This window comes from Allobosea sp. LjRoot9, from assembly GCF_964252745.1.
Taxonomy (GTDB): Bacteria; Pseudomonadota; Alphaproteobacteria; order Rhizobiales; family Beijerinckiaceae; genus Allobosea.
This window is the reverse complement of record NZ_CAXUPC020000008.1, coordinates 214907-241632: the sequence shown is the minus strand read 5'-3', so window position 1 is coordinate 241632 and position 26726 is coordinate 214907. Positions and strand designations below refer to the sequence as shown.

General features: G+C 66.1%; 27 protein-coding genes and 1 other annotated feature. Of the genes, 12 read left to right on the top strand and 15 right to left on the bottom strand.

What is annotated here, in order from left to right; genetic code table 11:
- Positions 1-100: 100 nt before the first annotated feature.
- The 4 genes from ACSQ3P_RS25440 to ACSQ3P_RS25425 form a co-directional block, all read right to left on the bottom strand.
- Positions 101-946 carry a CDP-alcohol phosphatidyltransferase family protein gene (locus ACSQ3P_RS25440; RefSeq protein ID WP_436168251.1) on the bottom strand — a complete coding sequence of 282 codons (846 nt, stop codon included), beginning with the start codon at positions 944-946 and terminating at the stop codon, positions 101-103.
- Between the two features lie 217 nt (positions 947-1163).
- Positions 1164-1901, bottom strand: coding sequence for a phosphatidylserine decarboxylase (locus ACSQ3P_RS25435; RefSeq protein WP_436168286.1), 738 nt, complete (start codon positions 1899-1901; stop codon positions 1164-1166).
- 102 nt (positions 1902-2003) lie between these two features.
- Positions 2004-2483, bottom strand: coding sequence for a hypothetical protein (locus ACSQ3P_RS25430; RefSeq protein ID WP_436168250.1), 480 nt, complete (start codon positions 2481-2483; stop codon positions 2004-2006).
- A 29-nt stretch (positions 2484-2512) separates the two neighbouring features.
- Complete coding sequence (locus ACSQ3P_RS25425; protein ID WP_436168249.1) at positions 2513-3049, bottom strand: hypothetical protein; 537 nt, start codon at positions 3047-3049, stop codon at positions 2513-2515.
- A 274-nt stretch (positions 3050-3323) separates the two neighbouring features.
- Between ACSQ3P_RS25425 and tam the strand changes: the two genes are divergently transcribed.
- From tam to ACSQ3P_RS25410, 3 genes are all read left to right on the top strand, one after another.
- Complete coding sequence (gene tam / locus ACSQ3P_RS25420; RefSeq protein WP_436168285.1) at positions 3324-4100, top strand: trans-aconitate 2-methyltransferase; 777 nt, start codon at positions 3324-3326, stop codon at positions 4098-4100.
- A 171-nt stretch (positions 4101-4271) separates the two neighbouring features.
- Positions 4272-4751 carry a GNAT family N-acetyltransferase gene (locus ACSQ3P_RS25415; protein WP_436168248.1) on the top strand — a complete coding sequence of 160 codons (480 nt, stop codon included), beginning with the start codon at positions 4272-4274 and terminating at the stop codon, positions 4749-4751.
- Between the two features lie 263 nt (positions 4752-5014).
- Positions 5015-6376 (top strand): cytochrome P450, encoded by a 1362-nt coding sequence (locus ACSQ3P_RS25410; protein WP_436168284.1) that lies wholly within the window; start codon positions 5015-5017, stop codon positions 6374-6376.
- Positions 6377-6544: 168 nt separating this feature from the next.
- On the opposite strand, the gene ACSQ3P_RS25405 is transcribed toward ACSQ3P_RS25410, so the two are convergent.
- Positions 6545-7033 carry a hypothetical protein gene (locus ACSQ3P_RS25405; protein ID WP_436168247.1) on the bottom strand — a complete coding sequence of 163 codons (489 nt, stop codon included), beginning with the start codon at positions 7031-7033 and terminating at the stop codon, positions 6545-6547.
- A gap of 258 nt (positions 7034-7291) precedes the next feature.
- The gene (locus ACSQ3P_RS25400; protein WP_436168246.1) at positions 7292-9244 is read right to left on the bottom strand and encodes an ABCB family ABC transporter ATP-binding protein/permease; all 1953 of its coding nucleotides are present in this window, start codon (positions 9242-9244) and stop codon (positions 7292-7294) included.
- Between the two features lie 131 nt (positions 9245-9375).
- Here ACSQ3P_RS25400 and ACSQ3P_RS25395 point away from each other — a divergent pair, with 131 nt between their 5' ends.
- Positions 9376-9723 carry a hypothetical protein gene (locus tag ACSQ3P_RS25395; RefSeq protein WP_436168245.1) on the top strand — a complete coding sequence of 116 codons (348 nt, stop codon included), beginning with the start codon at positions 9376-9378 and terminating at the stop codon, positions 9721-9723.
- A gap of 156 nt (positions 9724-9879) precedes the next feature.
- Here the strand turns inward: ACSQ3P_RS25395 and cimA are convergent, their stop codons facing one another.
- The 3 genes from cimA to cysS form a co-directional block, all read right to left on the bottom strand.
- A complete protein-coding gene (cimA, locus tag ACSQ3P_RS25390) occupies positions 9880-11478 on the bottom strand; it encodes a citramalate synthase (RefSeq protein WP_436168244.1) in 1599 nt (532 codons plus the stop codon).
- Positions 11479-11590: 112 nt separating this feature from the next.
- Positions 11591-11992, bottom strand: coding sequence for an endonuclease domain-containing protein (locus ACSQ3P_RS25385; protein WP_436168243.1), 402 nt, complete (start codon positions 11990-11992; stop codon positions 11591-11593).
- A gap of 209 nt (positions 11993-12201) precedes the next feature.
- Positions 12202-13668 carry a cysteine--tRNA ligase gene (cysS, locus tag ACSQ3P_RS25380; protein WP_436168242.1) on the bottom strand — a complete coding sequence of 489 codons (1467 nt, stop codon included), beginning with the start codon at positions 13666-13668 and terminating at the stop codon, positions 12202-12204.
- 319 nt (positions 13669-13987) lie between these two features.
- On the opposite strand from cysS, the gene ACSQ3P_RS25375 reads away from it, so the two are divergent.
- Positions 13988-14314, top strand: a complete 327-nt coding sequence (locus ACSQ3P_RS25375; protein ID WP_436168241.1) for a hypothetical protein — start codon at positions 13988-13990, stop codon at positions 14312-14314.
- On the opposite strand, the gene ACSQ3P_RS25370 is transcribed toward ACSQ3P_RS25375, so the two are convergent.
- Positions 14298-14849 carry a hypothetical protein gene (locus ACSQ3P_RS25370; RefSeq protein WP_436168240.1) on the bottom strand — a complete coding sequence of 184 codons (552 nt, stop codon included), beginning with the start codon at positions 14847-14849 and terminating at the stop codon, positions 14298-14300. The genes ACSQ3P_RS25375 and ACSQ3P_RS25370 overlap by 17 nt on opposite strands.
- 133 nt (positions 14850-14982) lie before the next feature.
- Positions 14983-15501 carry a CreA family protein gene (locus tag ACSQ3P_RS25365; RefSeq protein WP_436168239.1) on the bottom strand — a complete coding sequence of 173 codons (519 nt, stop codon included), beginning with the start codon at positions 15499-15501 and terminating at the stop codon, positions 14983-14985.
- 147 nt (positions 15502-15648) lie between these two features.
- Here ACSQ3P_RS25365 and ACSQ3P_RS25360 point away from each other — a divergent pair, with 147 nt between their 5' ends.
- Complete coding sequence (locus ACSQ3P_RS25360) at positions 15649-16230, top strand: GNAT family N-acetyltransferase (protein WP_436168238.1); 582 nt, start codon at positions 15649-15651, stop codon at positions 16228-16230.
- A gap of 70 nt (positions 16231-16300) precedes the next feature.
- On the opposite strand, the gene ACSQ3P_RS25355 is transcribed toward ACSQ3P_RS25360, so the two are convergent.
- Positions 16301-16834: a hypothetical protein gene (locus ACSQ3P_RS25355; RefSeq protein ID WP_436168237.1), complete on the bottom strand. Its 534-nt coding sequence runs from the start codon at positions 16832-16834 to the stop codon at positions 16301-16303.
- A 175-nt stretch (positions 16835-17009) separates the two neighbouring features.
- Here ACSQ3P_RS25355 and ACSQ3P_RS25350 point away from each other — a divergent pair, with 175 nt between their 5' ends.
- Positions 17010-17291, top strand: coding sequence for a HigA family addiction module antitoxin (locus tag ACSQ3P_RS25350; RefSeq protein WP_310160283.1), 282 nt, complete (start codon positions 17010-17012; stop codon positions 17289-17291).
- A 39-nt stretch (positions 17292-17330) separates the two neighbouring features.
- On the opposite strand, the gene ACSQ3P_RS25345 is transcribed toward ACSQ3P_RS25350, so the two are convergent.
- The gene (locus tag ACSQ3P_RS25345) at positions 17331-18344 is read right to left on the bottom strand and encodes a fumarylacetoacetate hydrolase family protein (RefSeq protein WP_436168236.1); all 1014 of its coding nucleotides are present in this window, start codon (positions 18342-18344) and stop codon (positions 17331-17333) included.
- 63 nt (positions 18345-18407) lie between these two features.
- Here ACSQ3P_RS25345 and ACSQ3P_RS25340 point away from each other — a divergent pair, with 63 nt between their 5' ends.
- Positions 18408-19493: a TRAP transporter substrate-binding protein gene (locus ACSQ3P_RS25340; protein WP_436168235.1), complete on the top strand. Its 1086-nt coding sequence runs from the start codon at positions 18408-18410 to the stop codon at positions 19491-19493.
- Positions 19494-19530: 37 nt separating this feature from the next.
- Here ACSQ3P_RS25340 and ACSQ3P_RS25335 read toward each other — a convergent pair whose 3' ends face one another.
- Positions 19531-20514: a CHAD domain-containing protein gene (locus ACSQ3P_RS25335; RefSeq protein ID WP_436168234.1), complete on the bottom strand. Its 984-nt coding sequence runs from the start codon at positions 20512-20514 to the stop codon at positions 19531-19533.
- 214 nt (positions 20515-20728) lie between these two features.
- Here ACSQ3P_RS25335 and ACSQ3P_RS25330 point away from each other — a divergent pair, with 214 nt between their 5' ends.
- From ACSQ3P_RS25330 to ACSQ3P_RS25315, 4 genes are all read left to right on the top strand, one after another.
- A complete protein-coding gene (locus ACSQ3P_RS25330) occupies positions 20729-21223 on the top strand; it encodes a MarR family winged helix-turn-helix transcriptional regulator (RefSeq protein WP_436168233.1) in 495 nt (164 codons plus the stop codon).
- Positions 21224-21399: 176 nt separating this feature from the next.
- Positions 21400-22041 (top strand): maleylacetoacetate isomerase, encoded by a 642-nt coding sequence (gene maiA, locus ACSQ3P_RS25325; protein WP_436168232.1) that lies wholly within the window; start codon positions 21400-21402, stop codon positions 22039-22041.
- A gap of 231 nt (positions 22042-22272) precedes the next feature.
- Positions 22273-23424 (top strand): DUF2865 domain-containing protein, encoded by a 1152-nt coding sequence (locus ACSQ3P_RS25320; protein ID WP_436168231.1) that lies wholly within the window; start codon positions 22273-22275, stop codon positions 23422-23424.
- A 216-nt stretch (positions 23425-23640) separates the two neighbouring features.
- Entirely contained in the window at positions 23641-24960 is a 1320-nt protein-coding gene (locus ACSQ3P_RS25315; RefSeq protein WP_436168230.1) for an MFS transporter, read from the top strand.
- A gap of 160 nt (positions 24961-25120) precedes the next feature.
- Here the strand turns inward: ACSQ3P_RS25315 and gltX are convergent, their stop codons facing one another.
- The gene (gltX, locus tag ACSQ3P_RS25310; RefSeq protein ID WP_436168229.1) at positions 25121-26461 is read right to left on the bottom strand and encodes a glutamate--tRNA ligase; all 1341 of its coding nucleotides are present in this window, start codon (positions 26459-26461) and stop codon (positions 25121-25123) included.
- 159 nt (positions 26462-26620) lie between these two features.
- Positions 26621-26676: a sequence feature (sul1 is cis-regulatory element that is thought to sense ions involved in sulfur or methionine metabolism; They are found in Alphaproteobacteria), on the top strand.
- Positions 26677-26726 lie beyond the last annotated feature (50 nt).

The following is a 26726-nucleotide window of genomic DNA, read 5'->3' as shown; positions in this document are numbered from 1 at the left end:
AGGCGCCTTTTCCTGAGCGCGCCGCAATAAGTGCTTTTTCTGATGACGGTCCCGCATCTGCGCAGCAGCACTGCGTGCCGCAGCGCGTGCGGGATGACACTCAGACGCTATCGGCCAGCACTTCCGCCGCGACGGCAGGCCCAGCGGGCGAAGCCGCATGCTGGCGCTCGAGCTTGCGATAGCGCGCCACGCTGAGCGGCAGCAGCGCGAGATAGGCGACCACGATCAGCGCCAGCATCTCGAAGGGATAGGCGAAGAGCAGCCCCGCCACGACGACGACCGCCACGAAGATCGGCAGCACCTTGTCGCGCGGCACGCGCGTGCCCAGCGTCTTGCCGGCATAGCAGGGGATGCGCGAGATCGTCAGGAAGGCGATGAACAGGATGTAGAGGCCCACGAATGGCGCGCCATATTCCGCCACCGGCAGGCCGATGAACTGCAGATAGAGCGGCAGCATGGCGGTGATCGCACCCGCAGGCGCCGGCATGCCGACGAAGAAGTTCTTCTGCCAGTCGGGCCGGTTGGGATCGTCGATCATCACATTGAAGCGCGCGAGCCTCAGCGCCATGGCGCAGGCCAGCGTCAGCACGATGATCCAGCCGAAGGATTTCAGATCGTGCAGCACGAAGATCCACAGCACATAGCCGGTGGCGACGCCGAAATTGACGAAATCGGAGAGCGAATCGAGCTCCGCGCCGAAGCGCGAGGTGCCCTTCAGCATGCGCGCCAGGCGGCCGTCGACGCCGTCGAGCGCGGCTGCGATCAGGATGCAGACGGTCGCGATCTCGAGCTTGCCCTCGACGACCATGCGCATCGCGGTGAGGCCCAGGCACAAGGCCAGCAGCGTCACGACATTGGGCGCGATCAGCCGGAACGGGATCGGCTTGAAACGGGCGCGCTTGGATTCGACGCGCTCGGGCTCGAAGGGGGGAAACAGGTCGCTCATGCGAGCGGGAATACGCGGTTTTGCAGGCGGAGGCTAGAACCGCCTGTCATCCCGCGCGCGCTGCGGCGCGAAGTGCCGCTGCGCAGATGCGGGACCGTGATCTGGAAGGGGCGAATCATCCCGACTCCGGGCGAAAGGACGCTTTTCTCGTCTTGCGGTCCCGTGTCTGCACCGCGGCATTCCATGCCGCAGTGCGCACGGGATGACACCCCTGCCCTCAAATCCCCCGGAACGTCCGCTTCACCGCCTCGTTGCCGCTCATATCGGCCAGCACCGTCTCGCCCGCGATCGCGGTCTGGCCTTCGCCGACCAGCGGGATCACGCTTGTGGGCAGATAGACGTCGACGCGCGAACCGAAGCGGATCAGGCCGAAGCGCTCGCCGGTCGCGATCGAATCGCCCTCCTTGACGAAGGGCACGATGCGGCGCGCGATCAGCCCGGCGATCTGGACGACGCCGACGATGCCGGCCGGCGTCTCGATGGCGAGCGCGTTGCGCTCATTGTCGTCGCTGGCCTTGTCGAGCTCGGCATTAAGGAAGAGGCCCGGCGTATAGGCCATCTTGACGATGCGGCCCGGGACGGGCGCGCGGTTCACATGGCAGTCGAAGACGTTCATGAAGATCGAGACGCGCGTCATCGGCTCGGCCGGCAGGTTCAGCTCCGGCGGCGGCAGGGCCGAGGCGATCTGGCTGATGCGGCCATCGGCCGGCGAGATCACCAGCCCCTCGCGCTGCGGCGTGATCCTGATCGGGTCGCGGAAGAAATAGCAGATCCAGATCGTGATGATCGCGCCGATCCAGCCGAAGGGCGACCAGAGATTGGCGAGCACGATCGTCGCCACGAGGCCGATGGCGATGAAGACATAGCCCTCCTTGTGGATGGGCACGATCACCTTGCGGACGGAATCGACGAGCGACATGGATCTGGTTCCGTTGGCTTTAGTTGGCGCCCGCAGGCGCGGATGTGGCGGCTTTCTGCGGCGAAACTCGGGCGCAGAGCGTGGCGCTGGTTTAGGGGGTTCGGCGCGCGGGGGGAAGAGGCCCGCAGTCGCGCGCTATCACCCGGCCGGGCAATTCCCGATAAGATCGGCCAGCGCCCGCTTGGCGAGGCGCAGATCGAAGCGCGCCTCGGCGGGTGCCCCAGTAGCGTCGGGCACCGAGACCGCCATCTGCTGCGTCGCCAGCACCAGCCCGAGCATGGGCGCGGGCGCCGCCAGATAGAGCGCGCGATCCTCGGTGACGCGGCCGGCCATCTCGGTTGCCGCACGCCCAGCGGGCTGGACGGACACGGCAGCCGTGCGGCCCCTGGCGCCGAACAGCCCCTCATCCCGGAGCGGTACGAGCGCAACCGACAGGGTCGCATCGATGCAGCGAATGGCGAGGCCAAAGGGCGCGCCCGGCCCGGAGACGATCGCTGCGACATCCTTGCGACCATCGAGTTTGTCGTTGGTGATCACCACGAAGGGGCCGACCTTCCTGGTCCCGGTTGCCTGCACAGCCCCGATCGATTGGAACAGCAGGACAACGACGCCCAGCAACAGTGCTCCCCGCCCCATCACGAAATACCTCATCGCAGGGTGGGGGCCGAGGCTGTGCTGAGCGGGGTCAGCGCCTGGCTCCAGGCCGCAGAGACCGGCTGCGCGATCTCGGCAGGAAAGGCCGGCAGCAGCGAGAGGCTGAGCGGCGCTCCGGCCTTGTCGCTCTGGATCACCAGCGTGTCGAACCTGAGCAGCCTGGCCGATTCCCGCCGAAGCACGGCTCCGGCCGCGACGACCGTGCCGCGCACGCTCAGCAGGAAGCAGGAATCGAAGGCGTTCCAGCGCTCAGTCGCGTGCTCGCCCTGCCGGCCCGGTTGCGCGAGATAGCCGCCCTGCCAGCGGATCGAGAGCGGCTGTTCGAGCCGCAAGGGCGTGCGGCCGCCCGGCAGCATGGTGGAGGCCGAGAGCGCGGAAACCGTCCTGAGCGAGGCGCAGCTTTCGAGATGGCCCGGCCTGTCCGGCTTGACGACCCAGAGCGCCCAGCTCTGCGCCGGCTCGGCGGCAAGCGGCCCCGCAGCGAGGCAAGAGACGAGAAGCACCCCCATCGGGCGCTGGCGCTTCCACATCTCGTCCACCTCACGACCTTGCTCGGAGCCCAGCCTTGCTCAGAGCCCGGCCTTGCTCAGAGTTCATGCCTATGGCCCGCTTTGCGTCGGCGCAAGCGCCATCGCCGCGCGCCCTGCCCTTTGGGGATTGCTGTGGACGGCGCTTGGCGGTGACAGCGCTTGGCAGGCCCGCGCCATCCGGGCTGGAACGCCTCGGGTCGCGGGCGTAACCTCTGCGCCGTTCGCGCTCAGGCCCGAACCCGATCCGATGCGGCCGCAAACAGCGGCCATGGAGATGCAGATGAGCTGGTCCGCCACGCAGTACAGCAAGTTCGAAGCCGAACGGAACCGCCCGATCCGGGACCTGCTCGCCCAGCTTCCAGGCGACGATGTCGCATCCGCGGCCGATATCGGCTGCGGCCCCGGCAATTCGACGGAACTGCTCAAGCAGCGCTTCCCTGAAGCAACGGTCATCGGCATGGATTCCTCGCCCGACATGATCGAGGCCGCCCGCAAGCGCATGCCCGGAACCGGCTTCGAGATCGCCGACATCGCAAGCTGGCAGAATCCAGGCCCGTTCGACCTGATCCTGTCCAATGCCGCGCTGCAATGGGTGCCGGACCATCGCGCGCTGCTGCCGGCGCTCATCGCCAAGCTGAAGAACGGCGGCTGCCTTGCCGTGCAGATGCCCGACAATTTGGATGAGCCGGCCCATATCCTGATGCGCGAGACGGCAGCCGACGGCCCCTGGGCCGGGGCGCTGGTCAACGCCTCCAAGGCGCGCGGCACCCGCCAGAGCGCCGACTGGTACTACCGCCTCCTGCGGGAGAGCGCCTCCGGGGTCGACATCTGGCGCACCACCTATCACCATCCCCTGGCGGGCGGTCCGCCGGCGATCGTCGAATGGTTCAAGGGCACGGCGCTGCGCCCTTTCCTCGACCCGCTCGACGCGGCGCAGCGGGCGGGCTTCCTCGAACGTTACACGGCTGTGATCGCACAGGCCTACCCCGCCTTGCCCGATGGCAGTGTGCTCCTGCCCTTCCCGCGATTGTTCTTCGTCGCGACGCGGTGAGCATGGGCTAGAGCGTTTTCGAGCGAAGTGGCTACCGGTTCGCTCGCGACAAACGCGAAGCGTTTGCGCGGAGAAAACGCGTTAAAACAAAGCGCTAGAGCAATTTAACGATCCAATTGGATCGGAAATTGCTCTAGCCTGCAACGATCGCTCGGGGAGAGGAGAGCGCCCATGATCCGGCCTGGCTCGACCGCCGATGCAGATGACGCCCTCCCCTCCGGGCTCGCCTTCGAAGACGTCAGCTTGCGGCTCAGCCATGTCTACCCGGTCGAGACCTCGCCCTGGGGCGTGCGCACCTTCCGCTTCGACATCCTGGTCGAGGGTATGGTCGCGGGCACGATCAGCCTGCGGCCGGCGACCACGCATCTCCTGACCCATCTCTCCGGCCAGATCGGCTTCTCGGTCGAGCCCGGTTTTCGCGGGCGCGGGCTCGCCGCAAAGGCGGTCCGCGCGCTCGTGCCGGCCGCACGCGCCCATGGCCTCGACGCGCTCTGGTTCACCACGACGCCCGACAATGCCGCCTCAAGGCGCACGCTGGAAAAGCTCGGCTGCGTACTGGTCGAGAGCGTCGCGGTGCCGGAAGACTATGTCAGCCATGCCAGCGGCGAACGGACGAAACTGCGCTACCGGCTGGACCTGGCGGATGAATAATGAAGGGCGCGCTTCTTCCCTTCTCCCCTCGCGGGAGAAGGTGGATCGGCGCAGCCGAGACGGATGAGGGGGCGCTGTGAGCTCGCCGCCTGGCTGAACACGACGCCAACCGGAAAGGGCACAGCGCCCCCTCATCCGGCGCTACGCGCCACCTTCTCCCCCGAGGGGAGAAGGAAAGAGCATCCCGGTTGTTCATTCGCCACATTCGCAGGCACAATGCCGGCGCGTGGCGGAGCGCGAACCGGGAGACCGAAGCCTTGACCATGATGGCCGCCGCTGCCGCCGAGATCGCCCCCGAAATCCCGTTCCGGAGCCGGCGCTCCTCGCTCTCCGTGCTGACCTCGCTGCTGCGCAACCCACTCGAGGCGATACCGCCGGAGGCGTTTTCGGAAAAGCTCGTGCTCTCGCGCGTCGCCGGGCGGGACAGCCTCTATATCTGCGACCCCGCGCTGATCCAGGAGGCGCTGCTGCGCAATGCCGACGCTCTCGGCAAGGGCGACACCATGCGCCGGGTGCTCGGTCCCGCGCTCGGCCAGGGCCTGCTGACGGCCGATGGCGCACATTGGCGCTGGCAGCGTCGTGCGGTCGCGGCGAGCTTCCAGCATGACAGCCTGACCGGCTTCCTGCCGGCGATGATCGCAGCCGCCGAGGCAACGCGCGACGACTGGCTCGACAAGACGAGGCCGCTCGACATCGGCCATGAGATGATGCGCACCACCTTCGCCATCATCGTCGAGACGATGCTTTCGGGCAGCGGCGATTTCGACGCCGGCAAGGTCGAAGGTGCCATCACCGACTATCTCGAACCGAGCAACTTCATGTTCGCCTACAGCCTGCTCCGCACGCCGGAGTGGCTGCCTTATCCGGGCCGCAGGCGCGCCTTCACCTCCGTCGCCTATCTGCGCGAAACGCTCGGCGCGATGGTCGCCAAGCGGCGCGCCAGCGGCGACCACCGCAACGACCTCATCGACATGCTGCTCGCCAGCGCCGACCCTGAATCCGACCGCGCGATGAGCGATGCCGAGATCGTCGACAACCTCCTGACCTTCGTCACCGCCGGCCATGAGACGACCGCGCTCGGCCTGGCCTGGACCTTCCATCTCCTGGCACGGAACCCTGCGGTCGAGGATGCCGTACTGGCGGAGATCGAGGCGGTGACCGGCGGCGGCGTGCTGCAGCCGGAGCAGGTCATGGCGCTGCCTTTGACCAGGGCCGTTTTCCAGGAAGCTATGCGGCTCTACCCGCCCGTGCCGGTCATCACCCGGCAGGTCGAGGAACCCTTCCAGCTGGGCGGCGTCGCACTGAAAGAGGGCATGGTGCTTTATGTGCCGATCCTGGCGGTGCACCGGCATGAGCGGCTCTGGGACCAGCCCGATCTTTTCGACCCGGCCCGCTTCCTGGGCGAGGCTGCGCGCCAGCGGCATCGTTATGCCTATCTGCCCTTCGGTGCCGGTCCGCGCACCTGCATCGGCAGCGCCTTTGCCACCATGGAGGCGGTCGCGATCCTGGCCGTGCTGCTGCGCGCGATCAGGCTCGAGCCGCTGACGCAGGAGCCGCCCGTGCCGACTTTGAAGATCACCTTGCGGCCGAAACGGCCCTTGCTGATGACTGCAGCGCCTCGCTGAGAGACCGTTTGGAAACTTCAGCCCTCATCCTGAGGAGCCGCGCAGCGGCGTCTCGAAGGATGCTCCAGGAGGCTCTTGAACCATCTGGAGCATCCTTCGAGACGCCATTCCTCGCGGAATGGCTCCTCAGGATGAGGGCTGAGGAATATCTCAAACGGGTGCTGAGACTCAGGCGGCCACATGGACGCTGGTGAAGCGCCTCGAGGCGAGCCAGGTCAGCACGGCGAAGACGACCAGCACCACGCCTTGCGCGATGGCAAAGGGCGGCTCGGCTTGCGTCGGCGCGAGCGCGCGCAGCGCCGGCACCTTGAGGAAGGCCTGCGCGACAGCGACGAAGACGAGCAGATATAGCGCCAGCATCGCGGTGATCGCATAGATCCGCCGCCAGCCATCGGCGAGACCGCGACCATAAAGCGCGAAACCCGCCACGATCAGCAGCACGAGCGAGATCGCGCCGACGATATGGGAGGGCAGTACGCCGGTGAAGGGAAAGCCGTAGCCCGTCGCGCTCGTGGCGAAGGCGGTGGCAAGATAGACCCCGGTCCAGCGCGGAACAGTGTGGCCCTTGAGCAGGCCGCTCGCGACGGGAATACCCGTCAGGATGGCGATGATGCTGAGCCAGGTGTGAAAGCCTACGAAACTAGTCGGATCGAACATTGGAAGCCCCCGCTTCGGCCATTGGAGCCACCGGCTCCACCATGGTCACGATGCAGGAAGCGCGCCGCAGACGCGAGTGGTTTTAAACGGCTTCCCTTCTCCCCTCGCGGGAGAAGGTGGCTCGGCGAAGCCGAGACGGATGAGGGGGCGCTGTGAGCCTTCCGTTTAGACGAACACGACGCTGACCGGAAAGGGCACGGCGCCCCCTCATCCGGCGCTGCGCGCCACCTTCTCCCGCGAGGGGAGAAGGAAAGCTGCCTACTCCGTCAGGCTCACGCGCACGCTCGGCGCTTCCTCCGCGGTCGCGCGCTGCAGTGTCGCCTTGGCCTCGTCGACCTGGCGCTGGCGGTTCCAGAGCGCCGCATAGACGCCATCGGCCGCGAGCAGCTGCGGATGGCTGCCGCGCTCGACGATCAGGCCCTTGTCGAGCACGATGATCTCGTCGGCATTGATCACGGTCGAGAGCCGATGGGCGATGACCAGCGTGGTGCGGCCCTCGCTGACCCGGTCGAGCGCATCCTGGATCTCCTTCTCGGTGAAGGAATCGAGCGCCGAGGTCGCCTCGTCCAGAACCAGCACGGGCGGGCCCTTGAGGATGGTGCGGGCAATCGCGACGCGCTGCTTCTCGCCGCCCGAGAGCTTCAGGCCGCGCTCGCCGACCGAGGTGTCGTAGCCCTCCGGCAGGGATTTGATGAAGCGGTCGATCTGGGCGAGCCGCGCCGCCTCCTCGACCTCGGCCTCGCTCGCATCGGGCCGGCCATAGCGGATGTTGTATTCGATGGTGTCGTTGAACAGCACCGTATCCTGCGGAACCATGCCGATGGCAGCGCGCAAGCTGACCTGCTGGACATCCGCGATCGGCTGCCCGTCGATCAGGATGCGGCCGGAATTCGGCTCGTAGAAGCGGAACAGCAGGCGGGAGATCGTCGACTTGCCGGCGCCTGACGGCCCGACGATCGCGATGGTCTTGCCCGGCGGCACGGTGAAGGAGATGCCCTTCAGGATGGGCCGCTCCGGGATATAGGCGAAATGGACGTCCTCGAAGCGGACCTCGCCGGCATCGACCCGCAGCGGCAGCGAACCCGGCTTGTCCTGGATCTCGGGATCCTTGCCGATCAGCGAGAACATCTGCTCGATGTCGAGCGTCGCCTGCTTGATCTCGCGATAGACGGTGCCCATGAAATTCAGCGGCTGGTAGAGCTGGATCAACATGGCGTTGATCAGCACGAAATCGCCGACCGTATGGGTGCCGGCGCGAAAACCGCGCACCGCCATCACCATCGAGAGCGTCAGGCCGGCGGCGAAGATGGCGGCCTGACCGAAATTGAGCCAGGCGAGCGAGGTGTAGGCCTTGATCGAGTTGCGCTCATAGCGCGCCATGGAGAGGTCGTAGCGCGCCGTCTCGCGGGCTTCGGCGCCGAAATACTTCACCGTCTCGTAGTTCAGCAGCGAGTCGATCGCCTTGGAATTGGCGTCGGTATCGGACTCGTTCATCTGCGAGCGGATGGCGATGCGCCACTCCGTCGCCTTGATGGTGTAGGTCATATAGGTCGTCACCATCACGACCAGCACGACGACATAGACCCAGTCGAACATCACCAGCAGCACGGCGATGATCAGCACGAGCTCGATCACCACCGGAACGAGCTGGTTGAGGCCGAGCCGGACCATCTCCTCGATGCCGTTGCGTCCGCGCTCCAGGACCCGGGTCAGGCCGCCGGTCTTGCGCTCCAAATGGAAGCGCAGCGAGAGATAATGCAGATGGCCGAAGGTCTGCAGCGCCAGCGTGCGCACCGCATGCATGAAGACCGGTGCGAACAGCGCATCGCGCAACTGGATGAAGGCAGCCGAGCCGACGCGCGCCAGCCCGTAGATCACCGTCAGCGCCAGGGGCGCGCCGACGAGCCAGGGCAGCCAGCGCTCCAGGCTGGTGGGCGTATTGGCGAGCGCGTCCGTCGTCCATTTGAAGGCGAAGGGCACGCCCATCAGCACGATACGGCCTGCGACCAGCAGGGCGAAGGCGAGCACGACGCGCTTGCGCAGGTCGGCGCGATCGGCCGGCCAGAGATAAGGCCAGAGCGCGCGGAAGGTCGCGACGAAGCCGGAGCCGGGCTGGAGCACGGCCGAGCGGGCGAAACTCGGCGGCGGGTTGGACACGGCTGGCGCAGACATCTTGAAACGATTCCAGTTGGCCGGGTGATATAGGCGCATTCGCGCGGCAATGCATGCCCATCCGGCGCAAGGTTCCGATTGCGCCGGCTTGCTGCCTTGTTCTCGTCCCAAGCCCGGTGTCAGATATCGGCGGAGAACGCCAAAGCTTTGCTAATGGGGACGAAACAATGATGAAGTTCCAACGCGTTATCGCCACCGCCGCTGTGGGCCTCTGCGCCGGGCTGATGCTCGCGGCTGCTCCCGCCGCCGCGCAAAAGGCCAAACCGCCGGCGCAGATCAAGATCACCAATATGCGCGCCTCGCCCCTGACGACCTTCGAGATCGCCACCACAGGCGACCAGTCGCGCCTCGTCGGCAAGCTCGCCAAGCCGCTGGAGCCGGGCAAGAGCACGGCGGTCAAGCTCAACAAGCCCTTGGGCTGCAACTACTACGTGCTCGCCCGCTTCGGTGACGATGCCGAGAGCGACGGCGAGAGCATGGATCTGTGCAAGGACAGGGTGATCCGCCTGACGGAGTGAGGACGATATCATCATCCTCGCCGTCATCCCGGACAAGTCGCGCAGCGACGCAGATCCGGGATCCATCGGAGGGCTCCGGAGCTCTACGATGGATCCCGGATCTCCGCTTCGCTGCGTCCGGGATGACGGCGTGTTTCCATCGCCCCATTCAGCTGTTCAAGCCGTCGCGCCCTCGCGCATCAGCTTGTAGGTGATCGAATCCACCAGCGCCTGGAACGAGGCGTCGATGATGTTGGCGCTGACGCCGACCGTGGTCCAGCGCGCGCCGGTCTCGTCGGCCGATTCGATCAGCACCCGGGTGACCGCGTCGGTGCCGCCCTGGAAGACCCGGACCTTGTAGTCGACGAGGCGCAGGCCCTCGATCAATGACTGATAGCGGCCGAGATCCTTGCGCAGCGCCAGGTCGAGCGCGTTGACCGGGCCGAGCGCGCTCTCGGCGACCGAGATCAGCGCCTCCTCGCCGACCTTCACCTTCACGATCGCCTCGGAGAAGGTGACGAGCTCGCCCAGCGCATTATGGCGGCGCTCGACATTGGCGGTGAAGCGCTCGATCTCGAAATAGGCCGGCAATTCGCCCATGATGCGCTTGGCGAGCAGGAAGAAGGAAGCGTCGGCGCCCTCGAAAGCGTAGCCTTGAGCCTCCTTCTCCTTGACCTCGTCGAGCACCCGGCCGAGGCGCGGATCGTCGCGGCCGAGCGTCACGCCGATCCGCTCCAGCTCGGCGACGAGGTTTGACTTCCCGCCCTGGTCCGAAATCAGAACCTTGCGCAGATTGCCGGTCGCCTCGGGCGGGACATGCTCATAGGTGCGCGGGTCCTTCAGCACGGCCGAGGCATGGATGCCGGCCTTGGTGGTGAAGGCGGAGGCTCCGACGAAGGGCGCGTGGCGGTTGGGCGCCCGGTTCAGCATCTCGTCTAGCGCGCGCGAGACATGGGTGAGCTCACTGAGCTGCGCCGCGTCGACACCGATGGCGAAGCGCTCGCGATAGCGCTCCTTCAGCTTCAGCGCGCCGATCAGCGTCACCAGATTGGCATTGCCGCAGCGCTCGCCGAGCCCGTTCAGCGTGCCCTGGATCTGGCGCGCGCCGGCCTCCACCGCGGCCAGCGAATTGGCCACCGCGCAGCCGCAATCATCATGGGCGTGGATGCCGAGATGGTCGCCGGGAATGGTTTTCGTCACCGCGGCGACGATCGCCGCGATCTCATCGGGCAGCGTGCCGCCATTGGTGTCGCAGAGCACGACCCAGCGCGCCCCGGCCTCATAGGCCGTACGGGCGCAGGAGAGCGCATAATCGGGGTTGGCCTTGTAGCCGTCGAAGAAGTGCTCGCAATCGAGCATGACCTCGCGGCCGGCGGCCCTGGCGGCCTCGACGCTCTCAGCGATACCAATGAGGTTGTCTTCGAGCGGGATCTCGAGCGCGACATGGACATGGTAGTCCCAGGCCTTGGCGACGAAGACGATGGCGTCGGCCTTGGCTTCCAGCAGCGCCGCGATGCCGGGATCATTGGCGGCCGAGCGGCCGGCGCGCTTGGTCATGCCGAAGGCGGCGAATTTGGCCTGCGTCGTCGGCTTCTGCGCGAAGAACGCCGTATCCAGCGGATTGGCGCCGGGATAGCCGCCCTCGACATAGTCGATGCCGAGCCTGTCGAGCATGGCGGCGACGTTGCGCTTGTCATCGAGCGAGAAATCGACGCCCGTCGTCTGCGCGCCGTCGCGCAAAGTGGTGTCGAAGAGGTGGATGCGGGCAGCGCTCATCGCCCCCGCCTCAGTTTGAAGCGCAGCACGCGCGGCATCACCATGGCGAGCATGACGAGCTTCATGGCGACGGACAAAGCGCCGGCGGGGCGGATTTTGGGGGTGGTGGTCATCATCGAAGTTCCGCTGTTTCTGTCGGCTCGACCCGAACCAGGCCGTCCAAATCGTGCCAAAATGTATCGCGCACCTCGTCGGGGCGCTGCAGGATGTCTGCGTTCCAGAAGCGGCGGAGACGAAAGCCCTGACCAGCGAGCCAGGCATCGCGCTCCGCGTCATATGAATTTTCGGCGTGCTGCCCGCCATCCGCCTCGACGATAAGCCGCCGATCGAGACAGACGAGATCGACGATGTAGCGCCCGATCGGCACCTGCCGACGGAATTTGAAGCCGCTGAAACGCCGATCTCGCACCAGATGCCAAAGCTTGCGCTCGGCCTCGGTCGGCTCCTTGCGCATGGCGCGAGCGCGCCCTCGCAAGGTCTGCTGAAGCGTCGCCGCATCCTCCCCTTCTCCCACCCATCTCGGGCCTGCCCGAGATGGGCAACCCAAAGTGTCAAAGTCGGCAACAGCCGACTTTGATGCGGGAGAAGGTGGCCGCGCAGCGGACGGATGAGGGGGCGCCGTGAGGTTTCCGGTTGGCGCTTGGTCGTGCGCGAACCCGGCGCTGTCACGGCGCCCCCTCACCCCAACCCTCTCCCGCGAGGGGAGAGGGGGTAGGTCGCGGTTCATCGCTTTACCTCCCACGTCGTGGTCGGGTTGCCGTCAGCACCCTTGCCGTCCTTGAGCTGGATGCCTTGCGCCAGAAGCGCGTCGCGAATGCGGTCGGATTCGGCGAAATTCTTGGCGCGGCGGGCTTCGAGACGAGCGGCGATCTGCATCTCGACAGCAGCACGAAGCGTTGTGTCGTCCAGCGAGTTGCTCTGGGAACGCAGGCCGATGCCGAGCAGCGACAGCCCTCCGCGCAGCCGGGACAGCTCGCCTGCTTTGCGAAGCGCATGAAGCTCGGCCAGCGCCTTGGCGATGTTCAGATCATCAGCCAACGCATCCAGGAACGCCTGCGAGGGCGGTCCGACCTCCGCATCGCCGGCGACATCCGACCATTCGGCAAGCGTCTTCTCCGCCTCCTCCAGCGCCTTCACCGTCCAGTCGATCGGCTGGCGGTAATGCGTCTTCAGCATCGCGAGCCGCAGCACTTCGCCCGGCCATCTCCGCCCGCCAAAGACCTCCGTCTCCAGCAGTTCGTTGATGGTGACGAAGTTGCCGAGCGATTTCGACATCTTCTCGCCCTCGACCTGCAGGAAGCCGTTATGCATCCAGATATTGGCCATGCGCCCTGCCCCGTCGGCGCCGCCAAAGGCGCAGCAGGATTGGGCGATCTCGTTCTCATGATGCGGGAAAACGAGATCGATGCCGCCGCCATGGATGTCGAAGAGGTTTTTGGCCGGGTCGTCGCAGGCGAGCCCGCCGCCGAAAGGCGACAGCAGCTTCGCCATCGACATGGCCGAGCACTCGATATGCCAGCCGGGGCGGCCGGGCGTGGCGATCCCTGCCGGCGACGGCCAGCCAGGATCGACGCCCTCGCGGCTCGGCTTCCACAGCACGAAATCCATCGGATCTCTTTTGTAGGGCGCAACGTCCACCCGTGCCCCGGCGATCATCTCGTCGAGCGGCCGGCGCGCCAGCGAACCGTATTTCGGCGCGGCCTTGAGATGTTCGACGGCGGGCACATGGAACAGCACATGCTCTTCCGCGACATAGGCGACGCCGCGCGCGATCAGGCGCTCGATGATCGCCTTCATCTCCTCGATATGGTCGGTCGCGCGTGGCTCGGCGTCGGGCGGCAGGTTGCCGAGCGCGCCGATATCGGCATGGAACTGCGCCGTCGTCGCTTGCGTGACTTTCGCGATCGCCTGGTTCAGCGGCAGGCCGGGATAGTCGCGGGCCGCCCGCGCGTTGATCTTGTCGTCGACGTCGGTGAGGTTGCGGGCATAGGTGACATGGTCGGTGCCATAGAGATGGCGCAGCAGCCGGTAGAGCACGTCGAAGACGATGACCGGGCGGGCATTGCCGATATGGGCATAGTCATAGACCGTCGGGCCGCAGACATAGATGCGCACGTTTTGGGGATCGATCGGAGCGAAATCCTCCTTCGTCCGCGTCAGCGTGTTGTAGAGCCTCAAGGTCGGCGACATCGGAGAGTGTCCTGGCGAAACGGCGGAAGGCATGGAGACGAGCATATCCTGGCCGCTGGCCGGGGCGCTGTCTGTCTTTCCGTTTCAGGACGAGGACGTGAGCAGCCGGCCAGCGAAAGCTAGCGGCAAATAATGCAAATCGGGTTGGCGGCTCGCGTCATAAAAAACTGATTGCCTGCATGCGAGCTTTGCGTCAAGAGGGCGCCCCACTTGTTGCGCCGCACCATGGCTTGCGCAAGTTCATCCAAATTTAACCGGTTGGAACCATCCTCACGATTTGAGGGTTGAGCGCCCGACCGGGTCACGAGGAATATCTGAAATGCGCCGCGCCATCGCTCTTGTCGGCCTCTTCGGAATCATCGGCGCGGGCCTGTCCCTGTCGATCCTGCCCTCGACCAAGACTGTCGCGGCCGCCAGCGACCAGCGCACCTTCCTGATCCCGGCCAGCGACGGCTACGGCGTCGCCGATTGCATCTCGTCCAAATCCGAATGCGGCAAGATCGTCGCCAATGCCTGGTGCGAGGCCAAGGGCTTCAAGATGGCGACCAGCTTCGGCCTCGCCGATCGCGAGGATTTCACCGGCGCGCTGACGAAGACGGCCGTGACGGCAGAGCCCGAGCAGCCGCTGGTCATCGTCTGCGGCTAAGGCTGCCTGGCCTGTTCTCTGCCCACCAGTCGCACTGCCAATCCGTGTAACCCAGCAATTTCCCTTCGCGGCGCTCTGACGCTTCGCTCCATCCCGATTTTTCGGCGCTCTGCCACATCTCGATATAGGCATCGATGCGCCATTCCTGCCCCGGCAAGGCAAAGCACACGCGGCGTATCCCATCGAGAGGCTGACTATCTACGACACCCCGCTTCGGCGACGGGAACGGGTGGTCGATAGTGCGCCGCACGAGGCGTCCTTGCTCCACGAAAGGGTCGAAAGGCGCGAGCTGCTCGTCAAGAATGGCACTGGGATAGGCGTCGCTGAAGACGGCGAGAGGCTTTCGTCCTTCCAGCATCAACGCCAGTTCGAAACCGGTGTGAATGAGGTAAGGCACATCGCGAAGAGAGCTCCAAGGAACCAGCGAGACTGTGCCCATGTCTGCTGGAAACGGGCAGTCGAACGCTCGCGAGATTACCGAGAGCTGTCCGCTGTCGAGTTCATACCCGTGTTCAAGCTCATGATCATCACCCACATCCGAGCCTAGCACGACGCGAAGTCGAGCCAGATCGTCGCACCGGATCTGGGCTTCTAGGATGGGACAACCGGTCCGGGGATCACCGACTTGCAAGACGAAGCGGCGTGGCGCCGTCGCTTCCAACTCGCCCTCACTTCACCCATTCGGCGCATTTCGGCGCATCGCCATTCGCGCCCCAGGGCATGATCGGCACGGTCGAGGTCGAATTCTGCGGGGAGCCGTCGATCAGCTTGTCGGTATAGACCATGTAGATCAACACGTTGCGCTTGGCGTCGCAGCCGCGCACGATCTGCATCTTCTTCCAGATCAGCGAGCGGCGCTCGCGAAAGACGACATCGCCCTGCTCCGACTTGTCCTTGAACTTGATCGGGCCGATCTGCCGGCAGGCGAGCGAGATGTCCGAGACCTGCTCGGCAACGCCGAACATGCCGGCGACGCCGCCCTTCTCGGGCACAGTGTAGTGACAGGCGACGCCCTCGACGACCGGATCGTCGACGCCGTAGACCGCGAGCTTGTCGTCGGGCGTCAACATCTTCCAGACGGTCGACTTGCGGAAGATCAGGTCTTCCTGAGCCTGGGCCGGCGAAAGCGCGGCGCCAGCAAGAGCCAACGCCGCCAAAGCGACCAGGACGTGACGACGAAACCGCATTCTCTCTCTCCCGACGCTTTTCCGCATGGCGGCGGTCAGGATATGGGATATCGCGCCCTGCCGCACCAGAGCCGGATCAATGCGAAAAACCGGTTGCTCTGAGGCGGTGACGGCTCAGCCGAGATCGCGCCCTGCGAGACCCGCGACATGACCATGACGGCACTGCCAGAATTGAAGACCGCGCGACTGGCGCTGCGGCCGCGCCAACTGGCCGATCTCGACGCCATCGCCACGATGAACGCCGATCCCGAGGTGATGCGCTACATCGCGCCGATCGGCGATCCCGCGATGGGCCGGGACGGCATCGCGGCGCGCAGCTTCGTCCATGTCGGGCGCGGGCTCGGCTACTGGTCGGTCTTTCCCGCGGTGCAGGCAAATGACGTCATCGAGGCGGAGCTCATCGGCTATGTCGGGCTCATCCCCGATGGCGAGGCGCAGCAGGTCCAGCTCAGCTACCGCTTTGCGGCCCGCCATTGGGGCCAGGGCCATGGTTTCGAGGCCGTTTCCCGCCTGCTCCGCCATGGCTTCAAGACGCTGGCCCTGCCGGAGATCGTCATCGTCACGCATCCGCAGAATGCAGCTTCGCTGCGGCTGGCGGAAAAACTCGGCTTCGAGCCGGCACTGAGGCAGGCGGAGACGCTGATCGGCGCACCGCCCGTCATCGCGACCCGCTTGCGCTTGGAGCGCCCCCGCGAACACAAGAGCGAGCCCTATTGGCCGATGCCGTAGCTCGTCAGCGCCGCCATACGCTGCGCGATGATCTCCGCCCGACAGGCCGGGACATGCAGGGCCTGCATGGTCACGCCGCCAGCGGCTTGAACACCAGATAAGCCGCCACAATCGCACCGATGATGCCGAGCGAGAACAGCACCAATTTCAATCGCGTGGTCCCGCTGGCGAAGGCGACATCGCCGGCCTCGACCTTGGGATATTTGTCGAGCAGGCGCGCAATGCCGAAATTCTCGGCGACATCGCAGAGCCCGCCGAGCAACCAGCCGCCGCCGCACAGCGCCGCGACCCACCAGGGTTGCCCGCGCATGCACAGCCCGGCGATGATGACCGCACCGACGATCGCATAGACGAAGGCGACAGCGACATCGGCGGGTAATACGCGGTGGCGGTATTTCGCGCGGCGCTCGTCGCCATAGGCGGCAAAGAGCTTCTCGACATCGGCCACGGTGAAACCGTTCCAATCGCTCTCGAGCAGGCGCGCCACGCCCTGCCGGCTCGCCCAGACGCCGACCAGCCAGTACAGCAGCATCACCAGCGCCGGGCCCCAGACGAAGAAGGCCAGCGGGATGGTGGTCGGGTAGAGCGGCACGGATTCGATCATGGCAGGCAGGGCTCTCGCGGCAAGCGGGTTGCGAACAGAGCCTAGAACATCAAGCCGAAGCGTGGAAACCGGTTTTCGGACCGGGCCTCGATTTCATGTGGTATTAAAGGTGCTTCGCGAGCGGAGAGGCAGCCGGCGGCGGTCGAGATCGTCGATTGTCATTGAGGAGCCAGCGATGCCGCGCATCCGCACCCATCCCGGCGAGATCCTGCGCGAGGAATATCTCGCCCCGCTCGGCATGAGCGCAAGGCAATTGGCGAAGGCGCTCGGCGTTCCCGGCAACCGCGTCAGCGAATTGCTGCGCGAGCGCCGGGATGTCTCGGCCGATACCGCAATCCGGCTGGGGCGCTATTTCCAGACCGATCCGCGCTTCTGGCTCAATCTTCAGGCAGCGCACGACCTCTCCAAGGCCGAGACGCAGCAGGACTATTCAGCCGTCCAGCCGCACGCCGCCTGAAGCGCCCCTTCCCTCGACCCGCGGGCTTGGCGCAGCCCATCACTCGGCGTGAGGCAGGATCTCCTGTTCGATCGCGCCAAAGATCGAGTGGCCGGCGGCGGTCTTCATCTCGATGCGGATGCTGTCGCCGAAGCGCAGGAACGGCGTCGTCGGCGCGCCGCGCGCGATCGTCTCGACCATGCGCTGCTCGGCGATGCAGGCATAGCCGAGCCCACCCTCCGCCAAAGGCTTGCCCGGGCCGCCCTCAGCGCCGCGATTCGAGACCGTGCCCGAGCCGATGATCGTACCGGCCGCGAGCGGACGGGTGCGTGCCGCATGGGCGATCAGCGTGCCGAAATCGAAGGTCATGTCGATGCCGGCCTCGGGTCTGCCGAAGGGCTTGCCGTTGAGCTGCGCCAGCAGCGGCAGATGCAGCTTGCCGCCGGCCCAGCTCGCGCCCAGTTCGCCCGGCGTCACGGCGACCGGGGAAAAGGCGGTCGGCGGCTTTGACTGAACGAATCCAAAGCCTTTCGCCAATTCGTTCGCAACCTGATTCCGTAGGCTCACGTCGTTTGCGAGCATGATCAGGCGGATATGATTGAGGGCCTGGGCGGGCGAGACGCCCATCGGCACGTCGCCGGTGACGACCGCGATCTCGGCCTCGAAATCGATGCCGTCGACCTCGCTGCGGGCGCGGATCGCCTGGCGCGGCCCGAGATTGGAATCGCTGCCGCCCTGATACATCAAAGGGTCGGTCCAGAAGCTCTCCGGCATCTCGGCGCCGCGCGCCTTCCGGACCAGCTCGACATGGTTCACATAGGCCGAGGCATCGAGCCACTGATAGGCGCGCGGCAGCGGGGCCGCGCAATCATGCTCGTGGAAGCGGAAGGACGGGACCGAACCATGCTCCAGCGTCTCCGCCAGATCGGCGAGGCGCGGCGCGTAGCGATCCCAATCGTCGAGCGCCGCCTGCAGGGTCGGCACCACGGGGAAGGCGTCGGTGGCTCGGGTAAGGTCTTTCGAGACCACGACGAGTCGGCCATCCCGGCCGTGCATAAGCGACGCGAGTTTCATGTCTTTTCATTCCTCCCCGGACGCGCCAGAAAGAGCGCAACAAGCTTTTTGGGAGACGAGCATATGAAACGTCGCGACTTTTTGAAAACAGGGGCACTTGCTGCCGCCGCGACCCCGGTCGCGATGCCTGCGATCGCGCAGTCGGCTCCCGAGGTGAAATGGCGGTTGACGTCGAGTTTTCCGAAGTCGCTCGATACGATTTACGGCACCGCCCAGCAGTTCTCGAAATTCGTCAGCGACGCCACGGACGGCAAGTTCGAGATCCAGGTTTTTGCGCCCGGCGAGATCGTGCCCGGCCTGCAGGCGCTCGACGCGGTCTCCTCCGGCACGGTCGAATGCGCGCATTCGCCGACCTATTTCTACATCGGCAAGGATCCGACGCTGGGGCTCGGTACCGGCATCCCGTTCGGGCTGAATGCACGCCAGCAGCATAGCTGGTGGTATTTCGGCGGCGGCGAGCAGATCGTCAACGGCGTGCTCGACCGCTTCAACGCCTATTCGATCCCCTGCGGCAATTCCGGTTGCCAGATGGGCGGCTTCTTCCGCAAGGAGCTGACCGGCCTCGATGACCTCAAGGGCCTGAAGTTCCGCATCGGTGGCATGGGCGGCGCGGTCTTGGCCAAGCTCGGCGTGGTTCCGACCCAGATCGCGCCCGGCGACGTCTATCCAGCGCTGGAGCGCGGCACGATCGATGCGGCCGAGTTCGTCGGTCCCTATGACGATGAGAAGCTCGGTTTCATCCGGGTCGCGAAATATTACTACTATCCCGGTTGGTGGGAGGGCGGCGCGATGCTGCACCTGATCATCGGAAAGGAGGCCTGGGCCAAGCTGCCCAAGCATTATCAGGCGATCGTCCAGAACGCCTGCGAGGCGGCCAATAACTGGATGCTGGGGAAATACGACTTTGTAAACCCCGGCGGCCTGCGCCGCCTGGTGGCGCAGGGCGCGCAGTTGAAGGCGTTCCCGATGCCGGTGATGGAAGCCGCGCTCAAGGCCGCCGAGGAATACTACGCCGAGACCTCGGCCAAGAGCCCGGACTTCAAGAAGGGCTATGATTCCCTGGTCGCCTTCCGCGGCGAGAACCTGCTCTGGTGGCAGGTGGCGGAGCTTTCGTATGACTCGTTCATGAACAGGCTGCGGGCGCGCTGAGGCCGAGGCCTCCGGCGAGACGACGAGGCGCACCGGGTCAGCTCAACTTGACCCGGCGTGGCTCGCGAAGCGCCATCATCTCGCCGAGGCGGGCGCGCAGGGTCTTCGGCTGCTCATCGAGCAGCCGGCGCGCCAGCCGCGCCGCCTTCCCACGCCGCTTGAGGGCGCGCCGGGCGATTCTGTGCTCGGCCTTCTTGTGCTCAGCCCGCTTATACTCAGCCTTGGCCCTGTGCCCGGCCGGCATAAGCGTGACCAGATGTCTTTGGGCCAGATCGAGATCGACGACAGCGCCGAGCTGCGAACGCAGGCGCTCTGCCAGTTTGCCCCGCAGCGCAAACTCCGCCGCCTCAGCCGGGCGAAAGAACTGGAGCTGATAGCCGAGATCGACAATCGCCGTCCGCGATGCGTGCAGGCGTTTCAAACTCATCCTGAGCGGATCACGATGCAGGCGCCGACGCGTTTTCCGACAAGAGCGTTCGAAGCCCTTCAGCAGAAAGGCGCCGCCCTCCCCAGCCACCGACCAGCGCGCCATCTCGACGGAGAGCCGGCCCAGCTTGATGCGAGCCGCCTCCAGTCGCGGTCGCAGATCGGACGGAGCCGGCGACCCGGCCTCGCCCTCCGGTTTCGGCAGACGCTCGAAGAGGCTCTTCCCCAGCGCGTCCTCGAGGGTCCTTGCCAGGACGACGGCATCGCGTGCGGCGCCGAAATCCCGGCGCAGCGCCCTGATCTCGGCGCGCACCGCCCTGGCCTCCTCGGCCAGCGAGTCTGGCGCGAGCTTCAGCAGGGAACGCCATGCCTTCATCAGGCGGCGGAAAGCGTGGACCTGCTTCTCGGGTTCGGCCCCTGCGTCGTTGATCAGGCGAAGGGCGTGCTTGGGCATGTCGCGGCAGCTGCGCAACCAATGGCGAGCCCAGCGCTGCATCATGGCGCTGCCTTCGGCGGAGCGCTCCGGCGCGTGACGCGCGGCCAGTCCGCTACCGGAACGAGCCTGCCTGGCCGGCGCTTTCGCTCGGACCGCCACAACGCCCTCCTCATGCCCCTTGCCGGAGAGACAACCCCAAACGCCGGGAAGCCGCAAGCCCAGCGGCGACGCCCTGGCCTTGTGCAAGGCGGAACGAAGATGCAAGGCGGGACGAAAAACGGCCTCAACCCACTTCGTCTGCCTGGGACCTAGGCTCCGAGGTCACGAGGCCGCATCATGCCCTGTAAACTGACGCCGCCGGACGTAAAAATCGATGTCGACGAAAAATCCTCCATCCGCCGCCGATCCCCTGCTCCGGCTGGAGCAGTTCCTGCCCTACCGGCTCAACGTCGTCGGCCTTCTCGGCAGCCGGGCGCTCGGGCGGATCATCGGCGCGCATTTTGGCATCGACATCCCGCAATGGCGGGTCATCGCGCAGCTCGGCGAATTCGGCAAGCTGACCTCGCGCGACATCGGCGAGCTCGCCGAGATGCACAAGACCAAGGTCTCGCGCGCCGTCGGCGAGCTGGAGAAGCGCGGCCTGGTCTCGCGCGCCGAGAACCGCCAGGACCGGCGCGAATCCTTCGTGGCGCTGACCGCGGCGGGCGGGCGCATCTACGGCCAGATCGTGCCGCTGGCGCTCGCCTTGCAGGCGCGCTGGACGGAGGGCATCGCTCCCGAAGAATTGAAGGTGTTCGAGCGCGTGCTCTCGACTCTGACCGAACGCGGCCGCCATCTCGCCGGTGGCTATCGCGGCGACGAGGCCTGACGGCAAGGACGAGAACGGACGGCAGGGAGCGACAGGCAAGAGCAGGATACGAAAAAGTGGGAACCGCTTTTTCGTATCCTGCTCTCACTCTTGGATGAGAGACGGATTCAGATTTCAGATGGAACCACCTTGTGATTCCATCTGAAATCATCCGGCTCTAGCGGGAGGTCTTCGAAATGCGCCTCATATCGCGTTGGCAGAATTCGGCTGGGGAGCGTGTCCGCATCGCGCTTCGCCTCAAGGGCCTGGACTACAGCTATGTTCCGGTGAACTCCCTGGCGCCGGGCGAATATCTGCGCCTGAACCCGCAAGGATTGCTGCCTGCCCTGGATGTCGACGGCCAGATCATCGCTCAATCCTCGGCGATCCTCGATTATATCGAGAGCATGTTTCCCGCTCCCCGCCTCCTGCCGTCCGAGCCCGTCACCCGTGCGCAAGCCCGCGCCTTCGGCGCGCTGATCGCCTCCGAGATGCATCCGCTCACCGTTCTGCGCGTCCGCCGTGTCCTGCAATCCCAGATGAACGTCGACGAGGCTGGCGTCGCCCGCTGGGTGCAACATTGGCTGGCGCTGGGTTTCGGAGCGCTTGAAACGACGCTGGCGCAACGGACGCAGCAATGGCCGTTCTGCTTCGGCGAGCGGCCGGGCTGGGCCGACCTTCACCTCATTCCGCAGCTCGGCGCCGCTCGCCGCCTGCATTGCGACCTCTCCGCCTACCCGCTTCTGCTGCAGGTGGAGCAGCTTTGCACTCCCATCGAAGCCTTCCGTCTGGCGCGCCCCGAGGCGCAGCCCGACTTTCCCGCCGAGGAGCGTTCCTGATCTGCGTGCCGAATGGGACGCCGCGCCCCGCCGAATGCCCAAAACCACAGCCGATTGCCGCTCGCAGGCAAATATGGCATGCGGGCTCAGCTACGGCTCCCAGCGAATCCGCGCCAGGTCGCCGCAGGAGCCGTCCTTAGTTCCGTCGCGTTTGGCAGGTGTTCTCGCGCGTGAGCAATCGGCGCGGCAAGCGCCTGGACCAGCAAAACAGGTGATGTGGCCCGACCCGCGATGACAGTTCCGTTTTTCCGACGCTTCGGCGCCGTGCTGGTGGCGCTGGCGAGCCTGGGTGGCGCGGCTTTCGCGCAATCGCCGGCATGCAATGCCTGGCGCTCCGAGCTCGCCAGCCTGCAGGGCCAGCGTGGCGGCGATCCGCGCTCCGCCCAGGCAGCCCAGCGCGCCGGCGCGCAGCTTGCGCAGGTGACCAGCCAGTATCGCGCCATGGGCTGCGACCGCAACTTCTCCTTCTTCGGCGAGGGGCCGCCGCCGCAATGCGGCCTGCTGCGCTCGCAGATCGGCCAGTTGCAGGCGCAATATGGCGCGGCTCAGCGCCAGGCGGAGGGCGGCGGCGTCGAGCAGCGCCGCGCCCAGCTGACCGCCGCGATCGACAATAACTGCCGGCAGCAGCAGCGCGGCTTCTTCGAGACCATCTTCGGGATCGAACCGCGCCGGGGCGAGATCGACACGACCTTGCCGGAGCTCCAGCCCGAGCAGCCGCTGGAGCCCGAGAAGCCGCGCATGGGCGGCGCCTACACCGTCTGCGTACGCAGCTGCGACGGCTTCTTCTTCCCCCTCGCCAACAATCCCGGCAATGCCGACGAGATGTGCCAGGCCCTGTGCCCGGGCTCGGAAACCACCGCCTTCGGCATGACCGGTGGCGGCGATATCCAGAACGCCGTCTCCCGCAGCACCGGCCAGCCCTATACCTCCCTGGCGAACGCCGGAAAATATCAGCGCAGTTTTGACGCCGCCTGCACCTGCCGAGGCCAGGGCCAGAGCTGGGCGCAGACGCTGAAGGACGCCGAATACCTGCTCGACAAGCGCAAGGGCGACGTCATCGTCACCGAACAGCGCGCGGCCGAATTGTCGCGGCCCAAGGTCGATCCCAAGGTCGATCCCAAGCGCCGGGGCGCCACGCCTGCGACCGTGCAGCCCGCCGCCGTTCCCGATGTCGCCGACGAGAAGCCCATGCCATCCGAGAACTCGCCGACGGCGGGCACGGAATCGGCCGGCGTCGGCCCCGATACGGTCGGCGAAAAAGTCCTCAGCAAGGGCGACGGGGTGAAGAGCGAGACGAAGAGCGTCACCGGCGAGAAGCGCACGGTGCGGATCGTCGCGCCGAACCTTGCGCCCAATCTCGGCCCCTCGGCGACGCGGCAATAGAGCAGTGCTCTAAACTCCTGGAATCGATCATGGCTTCATGCACAGAAACCATGACGCTACACCGCCAACCGGGCAACCCGGCACTGGACGCATGACCAGCCAGCGCGCATTAAAGGGCCACCCCTCATAAGGGGACGCCGCCTGGCCGCAGAATGACGCGCCCGTCTCCCGACGGCGCGAGGCCGCCTCCGTCCCCCCAAAGACCCAGAGGCCGCCATGTCAGACGACGCCATCCCCGCCCACCCCCATCCGATCGAATTCAACGACGCCAAACGCCGCCTGAAGGCGATTTTCATGGGCTCGGTCGGCAATCTGGTCGAATGGTACGACTTTTACGCCTATACGGCCTTCGCGCTGTATTTCGCGCCGCATTTCTTCCCGTCCAGCGACCCGGTCGTGCAGCAGCTCAACGCCGCGACCCTGTTCGCCGCCGGCTTCATCGTGCGCCCGATCGGCGGCTGGCTGTTCGGCCATCTCGCCGACCGCTATGGCCGCCGGCTCTCGCTGACCGTCTCGGTCGTGCTGATGTGCTTCGGCTCATTGATCATCGCGGTGACGCCGACCTATGCCTCGATCGGCTTCGCCGCGCCCGCCCTGCTCGCCTTCGCCCGCATCGTCGAGGGCCTGAGCCTCGGCGGCGAATACGGCGCCAGCGCGACCTATCTCACCGAGGTCGCCGACCCCGAGCATCGCGGCTTCTATTCGAGCTTCCAATACGTCACGCTGATCGGTGGGCAGCTCACCGCGATCCTCGTGCTGCTGCTGCTCCAGAACGTCTTCCTGACGCATGAGCAGCTCGTCGCCTGGGGCTGGCGCATCCCCTTCGTCATCGGCGCGGCGCTCGCCATCATCGCCATGTTCATGCGCCGCCATATGCACGAGACCGAGAGCTTCGAGGCGCTGAAGGGCAAGAAGCGCGAAAGCTCGATCCGCGGGCTGTTGCGCTATCCGCGCGAGGTCGCGATCGTGGTCGGCCTCACCGCCGGCGGCACCGCCGCCTTCTACACCTTCACCACCTATATGCAGACCTTCGTGAAGCAGACGGTGGGCCTCAGCGACCTGACCACGACCTATGTCATCGCCGGCTCCCTGATCTTCGCCGCCGCCCTGCAGCCAATCTATGGCTCGATCTCGGACCGGATCGGCCGCAAGCCGATGCTGATCTTCTTCGGCGTCGCCGGCACGCTGCTGACGGTGCCGATCCTGACCGCGCTCGCCGGGACGAAATCGCCCTGGATCGCCTTCCTGCTGATCTCGGGCGCCTGGGTCTTCGTCGCCGGCTACACCTCGATCAACGCCGTGGTGAAGGCCGAATTGTTCCCGACCTCGATCCGCGCGACGGGCGTCGCCGTGCCCTATGCGCTGACGGTCTCGATCTTCGGCGGCACGGCTCCGGCGATCGCGCTCTGGTTCAAGACGCTCGGCCACGAGCAATGGTTCTACTACTATCTCGCCGGCGTGATCTTCCTGTCGCTCCTGGTCTACACGACGATGCGCGACACCAAGCACGATTCGGCGATGCACCGGCACGATTGAGCTTTTACGGCTCTCTCGGGAACACCACGTCATCCCGGACGCAGCGATGCGGAGATCCGGGATCCATCGTAGAGCGCCGGAGAGCCCTTCGATGGATCCCGGATTGGCGCCGCTATCGCGGCTTGTCCGGGATGACGAGCTTTATTCTGCCACGGTGGAGCTAAGCCGCCTCGCCGGCCAGCCGCTTCAGCGCTTTTTCCCGCCCGATCAGCGGCAGCAGGGTCGCCAATTCCGGGCCGTGCTCCAGCCCGGTCAGGGCCAGGCGCAGCGGCATGAACAGGGCCTTGCCCTTGGCGCCGGTCGCGGCCCCAACGGCCTGGGTCCAGCTCTTCCAGCTCGTCGCATCGAAAGGCTCGGCCGGCAGCACGGAAGCCGCCATAGCGGCGAAAGCGGGGTCGGTGACGACCGGCTGCAGCGGCCCTTCGACGACCTGCCACCAGGCCTTCACATCATCGAGCTTGCCGAGATTGCCGCGCACCGCGAGCCAGAACGGCTCGCTCGCAGGCACGCCCAGCACTGCCAGCCTCTCGGCCACGGCGTCATAAGGCAGTTGGTGGATTGTGCGGGCGCTCAGCGCCTCCAGCTCGTGCTCGTCGAACTTGGCCGGCGCGCGCGAGACATGGGCGAGATCGACGAGGCCAGCGAGCTCATCCAAGCTCGCGACGGGCCTGACCGCATCCGAGGAGCCGACGAGCACGGCAAGTGCCGCGACGGCCAGGGCCTCGACGCCGCTTTCGCGCAGGCCGCGCAGCGAGAGATGGCCGAGCCGCTTCGACAGCCCCTCCCCGCTCGCCGTCGTCAGCAGATTGTGGTGACCGAAGAGCGGCAGCGTTGCGCCCAGCGCCTCAAAAATCTGGATCTGCACCGCCGTGTTGGTGACGTGGTCCTCGCCGCGGATGACATGGGTCACGCCGGTCTCGGCATCGTCGACGACGGAAGGCAGATGATAGAGATAGCTGCCATCCTCGCGGATCAGCACCTGGTCCGACAGCGAGGCGCAATCGACATGGGCCTCGCCGCGGACGAGATCGTTCCAGGCGACGATGCGCGGCTCGAGCAGGAAGCGCCAATGCGGCTTGCGGCCCTCGGCCTCGAGCTGCGCCCTGTCTTCAGCCGTCAATTTCAGAGCGGCGCGGTCATAGACTGGCGGCAGGCCGCGCGCGAGCTGGCGCTTGCGGCGGCGGTCGAGCTCGTCGGCCGTCTCGTAGCAGGGGTAGAGCCGGCCGGCCTCGCGCAGGCGGGCAGCTGCGGCGTCATAGATCGCCAGCCGGTCCGACTGCCTGATGACGAAGTCGGGCGCGACGCCGAGCCAGGCCAGGTCTTCCGCGATTGCCTCGGCGAATTCCGGCTTCGAACGCGCCAGATCGGTATCGTCATAGCGCAGCAGGAAGCGCCCACCATGGCGGCGCGCGAACAGCCAGTTGAACATGATCGACCGGACATTGCCGATATGCAGGAAGCCGGTCGGAGACGGTGCGGTGCGGACGAGCGGAGAAGTCATGCGCGGCTTATGGCGCGTTTGACGGGGGCGGACAATCGCCGAGTGATCGCTGCGCCCAGTGATCGCCGCGCCCAGTGAACCTCTCTGTTGCGCGCCGATCGCTTCCGCAGCAATTCCTGTTGCGGCGCAGCAGGACTCATGGCTAGAAGATCTCATTCGAATGGACCCGGTGAAATTCCGGGTGGCTCTTCCGGCCGCCGATCCGCCGGACAACCCAAATGTCGATCAAGCCTGATCCTGCGCATCGCGCAGGCGCTGATTGCTC